Origin of the sequence: Streptomyces sp. XY431 (assembly GCF_001279805.1) — a bacterium.
GTDB classification, from domain to species: Bacteria; Actinomycetota; Actinomycetes; order Streptomycetales; family Streptomycetaceae; genus Kitasatospora; species Kitasatospora purpeofusca.
On record NZ_LGDO01000116.1, the window covers coordinates 1 to 12,678 of the forward strand.

The window sequence follows — 12,678 nt, forward strand, 5'->3', positions numbered from 1 at the left end:
AGCCGGGGCCGGGGCCGGGGCCGGGGCCGGGTACGCCGGGGCCGCCCGGGGCGCCTCCGACGCCGGGGGCGCGGGCCGGGGCGTCGGCCGCTGGACGCTCAGCGAGACGCCCAGCGGCTCCTCCGACTCCTCCGGCCCGCCCAGCCCCTCCGACGGCTTGCGCCGCCACAGGGCCACCGTCGCGACGTACGGCCCGGCCACCAGCAGCGCCGAGAGCGCCACCGGGCTCTGCAACCCGATCGCCGCCCCCGCCCCGGCCACGGCCGCCCCGCTCGCCACGTAGTGCCGGGCGGAGGTCAGATACGCCCAGACCCGGTCACCGGGGCCGCCGGGGTCGTTCCCGCCACCGTTACTGGTAGCCACGGATCTCCTCGAACGCCCCGTCCAGCGAGCCCGTCCCGTCGAACAGCTTGCCGCCGGTCAGGTCGGCGATCCCCTGCAACTGCCCCTTCGCGGCGTCACCGAACAGGATCGGGAACACCGGCGTCGCCTTCTGCGCCGAGGACAGCCCCTCGTAGAAGGTCCGGAAGTCCTTGTCCGACGCCCCCTCGTTGCTCTCCCCGTCCGTCATCAGCACGATCGAGGTGAACCGGTCGTCCCCGGCCGCCGACTGCTGCCGCTGGATCACCCGGTACGCCTCCTGCAACGAGGAGTACACCGCCGTCCCGCCGTCCGCCGACAGTGCCTGCACATCCCCGTTGATCGACGCCAGCTCCTGCTGCGCCCCCGCGCCGGTCGGCACCGAATGGGTCTTCGTCGACTTCACCTTCGAGGCGAAGGAGATCAGCGTGACCTCCTCCCGGTCCCGGAACCGCCGCACCCCCCGGGTGTCGTCCGCGCCCGTCAGCCGGCCCATCGCCGACTTCAGTGAGGACAGCCGCTGCCCGGCCATCGAGCCCGAGGTGTCCAGCACGTACACCGTGCGCGAGGGCCGGCGCAGCTCGTTCTGGTACGAGGACAGCAGCCCGTCCGCCACCGCCCGGGTGCCGGGGAAGGGCAGCTCGTGCCGCCGGTCCGTCGGCAGCCCCGCCGCCGGGGCCACTCCCGCCGTCACCGGACGGCGCAGCGTCAGCTCCGAGATCCGCTTCTGCACATCCTCCTTCAGCAGGTAGGAGGTGAGCCGCTGGAACGACTCCCGCTCCCGCTGCGCCGAGGAACTCAGCAGCGTCAGCGGGTAGTTCGCTGATATGACGCCGTCGATCGGACGGACCACAGTGAGCTGCTGGTCAGCAGCCAGCGTCTTGTTCATCGACAGCAGCACCGACTCGTAGTTCACCAGCGCGCCGATCGAGCCCCTCTCCGCCCGGCTGTACGCCTGCGCCAGCCAGCCCGAGGAACCGGACGTCAGCCTCTGGCCGGTGAAGAACTGCTTCAGCTGCGGCGTCGCCTTCTGCACATCCGCCTCGGTCAGCGCCGCGTTCGCGCCCGAGAAGGCCGAGGCCACCGACACCAGCGCCGAGAAGCCGGAGTTCGACCGCGACGGGTCCGCCATGCCGTAGGACAGCTTGCCGCCGGACGCCGCCTCCGCCAGATTGCCCCAGGTCACCTTGGAGCCGTCGCCCCAGCCCAGGTCGCCCAGCACCGCCGAGCGGATGCCGAACGCGACCGGCGAGGCCATGATCGGCGTCTCCGAGAGCAGCTTCGACTTGCTCCCCTCGTCCAGGTGCAGGTACTGGTTCGACGGGAACCAGATCGCGTCGTACTTACCGTCGGTCCGGCCCGCGGACACCGCGTCCGCGCCGTCCAGCGAACCGGTCCAGGCGAACTGCACCGTCACCCCGGTGGCCTTCTGGGCCTCCTCCAGCACCGGCGCCATGTCCTGGAGTTCACTGCCGGCCAGCACCCGCAGCACCCCCGGCTGCGCGCTGGCCGCCGGCGGATCGCTGGGCCCGGTCTTCGGCGGCGGCGCGGGCGACGACGTGCACGCCGCCACCGACGTCGCCACCAGCAGCGCCAGACCGGCCATCAGGCCCCGCACACCACTCCTGCGCATCGTGCCCACTCCTGTCCTCATGTCCCCCATCACTTGGCCTTCGCGGCGTCGACCAGCTGCTTCATGACCGCCGGCGTCGGCACCGTGGCCTGCGAGACCTTCGCGACACCCAGGTCGGGTGCGAACGCGAACCGCGCTTCCGGGTTGCTGTTCTGCGCTTCCTGGACCTTGGCGGCGAACGCCGCCGCTCCCGCCGCGCCCGACGGCCGGAAGCCGTACTTGATCTCCAGGTCGCGCAGCGCCGGGTCGTCGGCCAGCGCGTCGGCGAGCCGCTGGCCCTTGTCGTTGAAGGCGACGATCGTGTGGTCGGAGACCACGGTGGTGTCCGGGTAGAGCATCACCATGTCCGTCGGGGCCTTCTTCTTCAGGACCAGTTCGAGCGCCTGGGACTCGTACGCCAGCACCAGCGGGCGGCCGTTCCCGGACACGAAGTCCATGAACGGTTCCTCGGTGGAGTTCTTCATGACCCCCTGCGGGGAGATGACCGCCTGCAGTTTGTCGCCGATCTGCTGCGTCACTCCCGACGGCGCCGGGATCACCTGGTTGGCGTTCAGCAGGTAGGACACCATGGCGAGGTACAGGGCACCCGAGGAGGACGTCTCGGGGTTGGTGGTGGTCAGGAAGATGGACCCGACGAGGTCGCCCGGCTTCTCGTTCGCGGGCGGCCTCGGGAGCTTCTGCCAGGTTGTCCTGTTGTCGACGCCGTCGAGGAAGTCCTTCATCGAGAACTTCCAGACGTGGCTCGTCTCGTCCTGGGACGCCAGGTTGTTCTGCCTCAGCACCTCGGCGGTCGACTTGTACGTGACGATCACCAGCGGCGAGTAGAACGGCCGGGTCGGGGTGCTCTTCAGATTGTGGTCCGCCTTGATCGCCTCGGCGGGCTGCTGGCTCGCCGGGAAGACGAAGTCCAGGTTGTCGTTCTTGAGATCGCCCATCTGCCAGGAGCCGGCGCTCTGGGTGTTCACCACCAGTCCGCGGGCCTTCAGGGCGTCCTTGACCTGCTGGTCGTCGAAGAACGCGCCCTTCTCCGAGCCGACCATGCCGGCGAGGGTGACGACCTTGGCCGGATCGTTCTTGGGGTCGTCCTTGGGATCCTTCGTTCTGTTCACGACCGCGAACGCCAGACCCCCGAGTACCAGAAGTACCGTCAGTACTCCGATCACGCGCTTCATTCCGGAAGCTTCCCCCCTCGTCACAACGTGCTCTCCCCACCCGGGTGACGAGCGTCCCGCCGGGCCGGGAGCGGGGGCGGAAGTCCTGGTGAACCAGGGGTGAACAGCCCTTCACGGAATCGCATCGGGGATCGAGTACGGACGGACTGCCGGGGACCTCTCGCACGTCGGTCCGACGTCGTGTCAGATTGTTCAACTCTCCTTACGGCAACGGCCATCCCGTTGTCCGGACCGGCATCGACGTTACGCGCCGGTAATGCCTACTCTCAGCACTATGCGCCGAGCAAAAATCGTCTGTACCCTCGGGCCCGCCACCGACACGTACGACCAGATCAAGTCCCTGGTCGACGCCGGGATGGACATCGCCCGATTCAACCTGAGCCACGGCTCCCACATCGAGCACGAGGAGCGGTACCGCCGGGTCCGCAAGGCCGCGGACGAGAGCGGCCGCAGTATCGGCGTGCTCGCCGACCTTCAAGGCCCGAAGATCCGCCTCGGAACCTTCGCCGAGGGCCCGGTACTTCTCGAACGCGGCGACGAGTTCACCATCTCCACCGACAAGGGCGTCGAAGGGGACCAGAACGGCTGCGGCACCACCTACCCCGGCCTGGCGGGGGACGTCACCGCCGGTGAGCGGATCCTCGTCGACGACGGGCGGGTCACCCTGGAGGTCGTCGAGGTCGACGGGCCCCGGGTCCGCTGCCTCGTCGTCGAGGGCGGCCTGGTCTCCGACCACAAGGGCCTCAACCTCCCCGGGATCGCCGTCTCGGTGCCCGCGCTCAGCGACAAGGACGTCGCCGACCTGCGCTGGGCCCTGCGGACCGGGGCCGACCTGATCGCGCTCTCCTTCGTCCGCAGCGGCCGGGACGTCGAGGACGTCCACCGGGTGATGGACGAGGAGGGCCGCCGGGTCCCGGTCATCGCCAAGATCGAGAAGCCGCAGGCGGTGCAGAACCTCGACTCCATCGTCGACCGCTTCGACGGCATCATGGTCGCCCGCGGCGACCTGGGCGTGGAGATGCCGCTGGAGCAGGTGCCGATGGTGCAGAAGCGGGCGGTCAAGCTCGCCCGGCGGAACGCCAAGCCGGTCATCGTCGCGACCCAGATGCTCGATTCGATGATCAACTCTTCGCGGCCGACCCGCGCCGAGGCCTCCGACGTCGCCAACGCCGTCCTCGACGGCACGGACGCGGTGATGCTCTCCGGCGAGACCTCGGTCGGCAAGTACCCGTCCGAGACGGTCCGCACCATGGGCCGGATCATCGAGGCCGCCGAACAGGACGTCCTCGCCGACGGCCTGCCCGTCCTCACCCCGAGCAACAAGCCGCGCACCCAGGGCGGCGCGGTCGCCCGGGCGGCCGCGGAGATCGGCGACTTCCTGCACGCCAAGTACCTGATCGCCTTCACCCAGTCCGGCGACACCGCCCGCCGGCTGACCCGCTACCGCTCGCCGATCCCGGTCCTGGCCTTCACCTACGAACCGGCCGTCCGCAGCCAGTTGGCGCTCACCTGGGGCGTGGAGACCTTCCTCGGCCCGTTCGCGCCGACCACCGACGAGATGGTCGAACAGGTCGATGCCGCCCTGCTCTCCCTGGGCCGCTGCGAGAAGGGCGACATCGTCGTCATCACCGCCGGCTCCCCGCCCGGCCTCGCCGGCTCCACCAACCTCGTCCGGGTCCACCACGTGGGCGCCCTGGACAACTGACCGCCCGGTGCGGCTCCGCCCCGGGCGGAGCCGCACCGGCGTCAGTGCTTCGGGCCGATATGGGCGTCCATCAGGGCGACGCAGGCCTTGCGGGCGACGGAGATGTTGATCTGGCCGGTCGGGCGGGGGGTCGAGGCCTTCCACTGCACGCCGACCGCGTCGAGGGTGTCGGTAAGGAGGCGGACGATGTCGGTCGAGGTGTTGGTGAAGAAGTAGCGCGGGTACTCGTGGCGCCGGACGGTCCCGTTCACGGTGCGGGTGGCCCAGTTCGTGATCCGGCAGCCGTCGGAGTGGATCAGCCCGCGCAGGAACTCCCACGGGTGGGCGTCGACGATCTCCTGCTGCCACGGCTGCAGGGCTATGGTGCGCTCGTGCTTCTTTCCGGGGCCGTGCTGGGGGAAGTAGCAGGGCAGATGATTCGAGTAGACCTTGACGTCCCGGCAGCCGGTCCGCCGGACCCGGCAGGGCGAGTTCGTCGGTAGTACCTGCCGCATGGCGCGCTCGACCGAGTCCATGACCGTGGGCCACTTCTCGTCGCAGGTGATCTGGAGGCTCGATGTTCTGCGGTACTCGTTCGGCAGCAGGATGTGGCCGTCACCCAGATAGAGGCCGAGGAGGTAGGAATAGGCGGGGCGGTCCAGGGCATCCCCGTAGCAATGGAGGCAGGTGGACCGCTTCCGGCCGGGGCAGGTGTCGTGCTTCAGCCGATCCTGGTGCTTCCACCAGGAAACGGTCCCGGGCGGAACGCCGAACCGGCGGGCGACCGCGGCGTTGGCCATGCCCCCGCGAAGAAGGTGGACAGCCTGTTCGCGTACAGAATTGGTGGTCATGCGCGCCAGCCTCCGGGGCGGCGTGCGCCGCGACTGGAGTTCGGTCGAATGCCACTCAATGTGATGAAATTCCCATGGCCTGGGAATATGAGGCAATATCGAGTGCCGAGTGTGGGATTCGAACCCACACGCCCTTTCAGGCAATCGCTTTTGAGGCGATCGTGTCTGCCCTTCCACCAACCCGGCTAGTCGCGCCCGTGAAGGATACCCTGCGCGCACCGCTCGGCGCAGCTAGGTACCCTCGTGCATGCAGTACCCCGCCGGAACGAGGAGCCCCGTGAGCACCGCCGACGAGCAGGCATCGCCGCTTGAGACCGATTCGCCCCAGATCACCCGCATTGTGATCGCCGAGGACGAGGCGCTGATCCGCCTCGACCTCAAGGAGATGCTGGAGGAGGAGGGGTACACCGTCGTCGGCGAGGCCGGGGACGGGGCCACGGCGGTCCGGCTGGTCCAGGAGCTGAAGCCGGATCTGGCGATCCTGGACGTGAAGATGCCGGTGCTGGACGGGCTGTCCGCGGCCGAGCAGATCCACGAGGCGCACCTGGCGCCGGTGCTGATGCTGACCGCGTTCTCGCAGCGGGAGCTGGTGGACCGGGCGCGGGACGCCGGGGCGATGGCGTACATCGTCAAGCCGTTCTCCAAGAGCGACCTGGTGCCGGCGATCGAGATGGCGGTGTCCCGGTACACGGAGATGCGGACGCTGGAGGAGGAGATCGCGGATCTCACCCAGCGGCTGGAGACCCGGAAGCTGGTGGACCGGGCGAAGAGCGTGCTCCAGACCAAGTTCGGGCTGAACGAGCCGGCCGCGTTCCGGTGGATCCAGAAGACCTCGATGGACCGCCGGATGACGATGGCGGCGGTGGCCGAGGCGGTCATCGAGGAGGGCGCAGCGCAGGACCGCAAGAAGGCCGACGAGGCCGCGGACCCCGCGGAGTAGCAGGAACGAGGCGAAGGGCCCGGCGCGTGACGCGCCGGGCCCTTCCGTGTGGTGCGGGGAGGTCAGTCCTCGCCGAGGTAGGCCTTGCGGACCGACTCGTCGTGCAGGAGGTCGGCGCCGGTGCCCTGGAGGACGATGCTGCCGGTCTCCATGACGTAGCCCCGGTCGGAGAGCGAGAGCGCCGCCTGGGCGTTCTGCTCGACCAGCAGGATGGTCGTCCCGTCGGCCTTGAGCTCGACGATGGTCGCCATGATCTTCTGCATCATCAGCGGCGAGAGGCCCATGGAAGGCTCGTCGAGCATCAGCAGCTTGGGCCGGGACATCAGGGCGCGTCCCATGGCGAGCATCTGCTGCTCGCCGCCGGAGAGCGTGCCGGCGGCCTGCTTGCGGCGTTCGCCGAGGATCGGGAAGAGGCCGTAGGCCCGTTCGACGTCCTTGGTGATGCCGTCGGTGTCGTTGCGCAGGAAGGCGCCGAGGAGGAGGTTCTCCTCGATGGTCATGCGCGGGAAGATGTGCCGGCCCTCGGGGGAGTGGGCCAGGCCCAGGGCGACGATCTTGTGGGCGGGGACGGTGGAGAGGGCCTGGCCGTCGAAGGTGATGGTGCCGGCGGTGGGCTTGAGCAGGCCCGACAGGGTGCGCAGGGTGGTGGTCTTGCCGGCGCCGTTGGTGCCGATCAGGGTGGTGACCTCGCCCTGGTTGACGGTGAAGCTGATGCCCTTGACGGCTTCGATCTTCCCGTAGGAGACGCGGAGGTCCTTGACTTCGAGGAGTGCGGTCACTGGTCGGTCTCCGTAACGGGGGCGGTGCCTTCGAGCGGGGCGCCGAGGTAGGCGGTGATGACGCGTTCGTCGTTCTGGACCGTCTCGCGGTCGCCCTCGACGATCTTCTGGCCCTGGACCAGCACGGCGGTGCGGTCGCAGAGGTTGAAGATGAAGCGCATGTCGTGCTCGATGACGAGGACGGAGACGCCCCGGTCGCGGATGGCGAAGACGAGTTCCTCGGCGGCTCGGGTCTCCTGCGGGTTCATGCCGGCGGTGGGCTCGTCGAGGAGCAGCAGGCCGGGGTCGGAGGCGAGGGCGCGGGCGATCTCGAGCTTGCGCTGCTCGCCGTAGGGGAGGTTGCGGGCGAGGTGCTCGGCCTTGCCGGCGAGGCCGGTGAACTCCAGGAGTTCCATGGCCTTGTCGCGGCTCTCCTGTTCGGACCGGCGGTAACCGGGGCCGCGCAGGACGGCGGAGAGCAGGCCCTGGTGCATCCGGCTGTGCCGGCCGACCTGGACGTTCTCCAGGACGGTCATGTTGGCGAAGAGCCGGATGTTCTGGAAGGTGCGGGCGATGCCGGCCTGGGTGACCAGGTGGGGCTTGGGGGGCAGGACCGCGCCCTGGTAGGTGACGGTGCCCTCGGTGGGGACGTAGAGGCCGGTGAGGCAGTTGAAGAAGGTGGTCTTGCCGGCGCCGTTGGGGCCGATGAGGCCGATGATCTCGCCCCGGCCGACGGTCAGGGAGACGTTGTTGACGGCGGTGAGGCCGCCGAACCGCATGGTCACGCCGGAGACGTCGAGCAGGGTCTCGGCGGGGGCCGGTGCCGGTGCCGGGGTGGGCGCGGGGGCGTCGGTGGTGGTCATCTGGAGGGTCACGCCCCTGCCTTGGAGAGGGCGACGGTGTCGCCGGTGGCCTGCGCCGGGATGTCGGCCTCGTGGAATTCGAGCTGGCGGCGCCGGTTGGGGATGAGGCCCTCGGGGCGCACCCGCATGAGGACGATGAGGGCGATGCCGAAGGCGAGCAGCTGGTAGTCGGCGAGGAACTCGAGCTTCTTCGGGATGAGGAAGAGCAGGGTGGCGCCGGCCAGCGGGCCGCTGATGGTGCCCATGCCGCCGAGGATGACGGCGGCGAGCAGGAAGGCGGAGTTGGGCGGCAGGGCCTCGGCGAAGGTGTACTGGTCGGGGGTGACGGTGTAGCTGACGTGGGCCTGGACGGTGCCGGCCAGGCCGGCCAGGCAGGCGCCGAGGGCGAAGGCGAGCAGCTTGAGGCGGAAGCCGTTGATGCCCATGGCCTCGGCGGCGGTCTCGTCCTCGCGGATGGCGACCCAGGCGCGGCCGATGCGGGAGTTGCCGACCCGGGCGAAGACCAGGACGACGAGGGCGGTGACGACGAGCATCAGCAGGTAGTAGTTGGAGAACCGGCCGAGTTCGAAGCCGAAGATCGTGGTGGGCTTGCCGAGGTTCCAGCCCAGGATGTCCAGGTCGGGGATCCGGGGGATGCCGTTGGAGCCGTTGGTGATCTTCGGGCCGGTGGTGCCGTTGAGGTTGAGCATGGTGATGCGGAAGATCTCGCCGAAGCCGAGGGTGACGATGGCGAGGTAGTCGCCGCGCAGTCGCAGGGTCGGGGCGCCGATGACGACGCCGAAGACCATGGAGACCACGGCGCCGGTGAGCACGGCGCCCCAGAACGGGAACTGGACGTGGATCGGCGAGGCGGGGGAGCCGGAGACCAGGGCGGCGCTGTAGGCGCCGACGCCGAGGAAGGCGACGTAGCCGAGGTCGAGCAGGCCGGCCAGGCCGACGACGATGTTCAGGCCGAGGGCGACGGTGGCGAAGATCAGGATGTTGGTGGCGACCGAGGTGTACTGGTCGCTGGTCTGGGTGAACGGGAAGCTGGCGGCGGCGGCGAACGCGGCGCCGGTGGTGACGGTCTGGTACTTGACGGTCAGGGCGCGCAGTCGGGGCAGCAGGCCGGAGCGGCCGAGCGAGGCGACCACGGAGGCGGCCAGCAGCAGGTAGCCGGTGAAGAGTTCGCCGTACTCGGTGTCGATGCCGAAGGTGATGGCGAACAGGCCGATGGCGAAGGCGACCACGATCAGCGCGACCTCGACCCAGGAGGGCAGTGCGCGCGGTGCGGGGAGCGGCCGGTGCACGGTGCCGAGGCGCAGCCAGCTGTTGGCGGCGTGGCCGAGCTGGACCAGCAGGACGGCGCCGGTGGCGATCGCCAGGCCGCCGGCGAGGGCGGTGAGCACGGGGGCGACCGGCTTGTCCTCGGGGACGGCGTGGGTGGCGAACCAGAGCACCGGGGCGATCGGGACGAGCAGGAACAGCCGCCGGTCGAGGACCCGCAGCGGGACGGCGGTGCGCCGGTCGAGCGGCAGGCCGAGCGAGCCGGCCAGGGCGAGCAGGGAGCCGATGGCGAGGACCCAGCCGCCGGGTTCGAGGTTGGCGAGGCCGCCGAGGTCGGTGGAGATGGAGACCACCGAGAACCAGCCGACGGCGACGGCGCCGGCGGCGGCGAGCACGACGGAGTTGCTGCTGCGGCGGGGGGCGGCCCAGCGCAGGCCGGGGACGCCCTGGGTGGCGAGGAGGAGGACGAGGGTGACCAGTCCGGCGGTGAGGGCGAGCCACTGGAGGCCGGCCGGGGAGCCGTAGAAGGTCAGGTCGCCGGGGTACTCGGAGGTCCAGGTCCAGGGCATCAGGGCGGAGCCGGCGGTGGCGGCGGCGCCGAGGGCGGTGAGGAGGGCGGCGGTGCGGCCGGGGAGGGCGATGACCGGGGTGGTCTCGGTGCTGCTGGTGGTCATGGTGCTCACGCCCTGTCCGCGACGCGCTCGCCCAGCAGCCCCTGGGGCCGGACGAGCAGGACGACGATGAGGAGTACGAAGGCCCAGACGTCCTTCCAGGCGCCGCCTCCGAAGAGGTGCATGCCGGGCAGGTGCTGGATGTAGCCGGTGGCGAGGGCCTCGGCGAGGCCGAGGGTGATGCCGCCGAGCATGGCGCCGTAGATGTTGCCGATGCCGCCGAGGACGGCGGCGGTGAAGGCCTTGAGGCCGAGCAGGAAGCCCATCCGGAAGTCGACCTGGCCGCTGCGCAGGCCGTAGGCGACGGCGGCGACGGCGGCGAAGGCGGCGCCGATGGCGAAGGCCATCACGATGATCCGGTCGGTGTCGATGCCCATCAGCTTGGCGGTGTCCGGGTCCTGGCTGGTCGCCTGCATGGCGCGGCCGGAGCGGGTGCGGGTGACGAACCAGCCGAGGGCGAGCATGCAGAGCGGGGCGGCGACGAGGAGGAAGATGTCGCTGCGCTGGATGGCGACCGAGCCGATCTCGAAGGGGTCGCCGGGGATCTTCGGGAAGACCCGGGCCTTCTTGGCGTCCGGGTAGAAGGCGAAGACCAGCTGCTGCAGGGCGATGGACAGGCCGATCGCGGTGATCAGCGGGGCGAGCCGGGGGGCGGAGCGCAGCGGCCGGTAGGCGAAGCGCTCGGCGGCGACGGCGGTGAGGGTGGAGACCAGGATGCCGGCGATCAGCATCAGCGGTAGGGCCAGCCACAGGGTGGTGCCGCCGGGGAGGGCGAGGTAGGCGGTCAGGGCGCCGAAGCCGCCGACCATGACGATCTCGCCGTGGGCGAAGTTGATGAGCTGGACGATGCCGTAGACCATCGTGTAGCCGATCGCGACGAGGCCGTAGAGGGCGCCGAGGATCAGGCCGTTGGCCAGCTGCTGCGGTAGGTCGTGCACCGCTGGGCCTCCGTTGTGCGTGTGGGGTGTCCGCGTGGGTGGTGGATGTGGGTGCGCGCGGGGGCACTCGTGGCGCCCCCGCGCGGTAACTCCGACGTGCTGTGGCGTTCCTGACCTGTGATCAGGTGAGGGTCAGCCGCTGAAGGTGCCGGACTTCTCCACGGCCCACTTGCCGTCCTTGACGGTGTAGACGGTGAGCTGCTTGTTGGTGGTGTCGCCGAACTCGTCGAAGGAGACCTTGCCGGTCACGCCCTCGAAGGAGACCTTCTGGACGGCCTCGACGACCTTGGCGCGGGGGCTGTCGGGCAGCTTGCCGTTGTTGGCGGCGACGACGGCCTTGACGCCCTGGATGATGGCCCAGGCGCTGTCGTAGGAGTAGCCGCCGTAGGTCTCGTAGGCGTCCTTGTAGCCGGCGGCCTTGTAGTCGGCGATGAACTTGGCGGCGGTCGGCAGCTGCTCGACGGGCAGGCCGACGGCGGTGGCGAGGTCGCCCTGGCCCTTGGGGTTGAGCTTGATGAAGTCGCCGCTCTGGATGCCGTCGCCGCCCATCAGCGGGATGTTGACGCCGGCGTCCTTGAGCTGGAGCGAGAGCGGGCCGGCGGCGGGGTACTCGCCGCCGTAGTAGACCGCCTCGGCGCCGGAGGACTTGACCTTGGTGACGACGGCGGCGAAGTCGCGGTCGTCGGGGTTGACGTGCTCCTCGCCCATGATCTGGCCGCCGTTCTTGACGAACTGGCCCTTGAAGGTGGCGGCGAGGCCGGCCCCGTAGGTCTTCTGGTCGTCGATGAGGAAGACCTTGGTCTTCTTGGCGTCCTTGATCAGGTAGTCCGCGGCGAACGGGCCCTGGACGGCGTCGGTGGTGGCGGTGCGGAAGTAGCTCTTGAAGGGGCGGGCCTTGACGCCGCTGGCCCACTTCTCGCCCTGGCTGAGGGCGACGCCGGTGTTGGCGGGGGAGATCTGGACGAGGTTGGCGTCGTTGAAGATCTGCTGCATCGACTGGGCGACGCTGGAGTTCAGCGGGCCGACGACGCCGATGACGTCCTTGTCGCCCACCAGCTGGGTGGCGTTCTGCTGGCCGGGGGCGGGCTTGCCGGTGTCGTCGAGGCCCTTGATCTGGAACTTGACGCCGGGGACCTCGTTCTTCTCGTTGGCCTGCTTGACCGCGAGCTCGACGGAGTTGCGGATGCCGAGGCCGAGGGCGGAGAGGTCGCCGGTGAGGGGCGCGTCGACGCCGATGGTGACGGTGGTGGAGCCGCCGCCCTGGCCGCTGTCCCCGGACTTCTTGTCGTCGCGGGAGCCGCATGCGGTGAGGGTGAGGGCGCCGATCACGGCAATGCTCACGACAACTGCTGAACGATGACGCACGGGGGGTCCCCTTCGGTTCAGGAGGGCGCCGCGCCTGAACGGCGGGAGCCTGGATGCGCGGTGGGCCTGGCCCATTCCGGTGGCGCGGTGACTGGCCGTGACTCTAGATGCCGCTCGGCGGCTCTGGCAGTGCTGCGGCGAGGCTGTGATTCTCTTGTTATGAGCACACGGAGAAGT

General features: G+C 69.9%; 10 protein-coding genes, 1 tRNA gene and 1 pseudogene. 2 read left to right on the forward strand and 10 right to left on the reverse strand.

Translation table 11 applies throughout. The features are described 5' to 3' along the window. The 3 genes and pseudogenes from ADK60_RS45700 to ADK60_RS14485 all read right to left on the reverse strand — a co-directional run. Positions 1-363, reverse strand: a pseudogene (locus tag ADK60_RS45700) (hypothetical protein); the annotation flags it as partial. Further along, positions 350-1,993, reverse strand: a complete 1,644-nt coding sequence (locus tag ADK60_RS14480; RefSeq protein WP_053646227.1) for a VWA domain-containing protein — start codon at positions 1,991-1,993, stop codon at positions 350-352. The gene ADK60_RS14480 and the pseudogene ADK60_RS45700, both read right to left, overlap by 14 nt. Before the next feature lie 29 nt (positions 1,994-2,022). Further along, positions 2,023-3,102: a substrate-binding domain-containing protein gene (locus ADK60_RS14485; RefSeq protein WP_159400443.1), complete on the reverse strand. Its 1,080-nt coding sequence runs from the start codon at positions 3,100-3,102 to the stop codon at positions 2,023-2,025. Between the two features lie 337 nt (positions 3,103-3,439). On the opposite strand from ADK60_RS14485, the gene pyk reads away from it, so the two are divergent. Next, complete coding sequence (gene pyk, locus ADK60_RS14490) at positions 3,440-4,870, forward strand: pyruvate kinase (RefSeq protein ID WP_030391373.1); 1,431 nt, start codon at positions 3,440-3,442, stop codon at positions 4,868-4,870. 41 nt (positions 4,871-4,911) lie between these two features. On the opposite strand, the gene ADK60_RS14495 is transcribed toward pyk, so the two are convergent. Next, entirely contained in the window at positions 4,912-5,700 is a 789-nt protein-coding gene (locus ADK60_RS14495; RefSeq protein WP_053646231.1) for a hypothetical protein, read from the reverse strand. A gap of 103 nt (positions 5,701-5,803) precedes the next feature. Then, positions 5,804-5,886, reverse strand: a tRNA-Leu gene (locus ADK60_RS14500). Between the two features lie 91 nt (positions 5,887-5,977). Here ADK60_RS14500 and ADK60_RS14505 point away from each other — a divergent pair. Then, entirely contained in the window at positions 5,978-6,640 is a 663-nt protein-coding gene (locus ADK60_RS14505) for an ANTAR domain-containing response regulator (protein WP_053646233.1), read from the forward strand. Between the two features lie 62 nt (positions 6,641-6,702). Here the strand turns inward: ADK60_RS14505 and ADK60_RS14510 are convergent, their stop codons facing one another. From ADK60_RS14510 to ADK60_RS14530, 5 genes are all read right to left on the reverse strand, one after another. Further along, complete coding sequence (locus ADK60_RS14510) at positions 6,703-7,419, reverse strand: ABC transporter ATP-binding protein (protein ID WP_053646235.1); 717 nt, start codon at positions 7,417-7,419, stop codon at positions 6,703-6,705. Further along, on the reverse strand, positions 7,416-8,261 hold the full coding sequence (locus tag ADK60_RS14515) for an ABC transporter ATP-binding protein (RefSeq protein ID WP_045940276.1): 846 nt from the start codon (positions 8,259-8,261) through the stop codon (positions 7,416-7,418). Before ADK60_RS14515 ends, ADK60_RS14510 begins: the two co-directional genes overlap by 4 nt. An 8-nt stretch (positions 8,262-8,269) precedes the next feature. Next, a complete protein-coding gene (locus tag ADK60_RS14520) occupies positions 8,270-10,201 on the reverse strand; it encodes a branched-chain amino acid ABC transporter permease (protein ID WP_045940275.1) in 1,932 nt (643 codons plus the stop codon). Between the two features lie 5 nt (positions 10,202-10,206). Continuing rightward, the gene (locus ADK60_RS14525; RefSeq protein ID WP_045940266.1) at positions 10,207-11,136 is read right to left on the reverse strand and encodes a branched-chain amino acid ABC transporter permease; all 930 of its coding nucleotides are present in this window, start codon (positions 11,134-11,136) and stop codon (positions 10,207-10,209) included. Between the two features lie 132 nt (positions 11,137-11,268). Then, positions 11,269-12,501 carry a branched-chain amino acid ABC transporter substrate-binding protein gene (locus ADK60_RS14530; protein WP_045940265.1) on the reverse strand — a complete coding sequence of 411 codons (1,233 nt, stop codon included), beginning with the start codon at positions 12,499-12,501 and terminating at the stop codon, positions 11,269-11,271. Positions 12,502-12,678 lie beyond the last annotated feature (177 nt).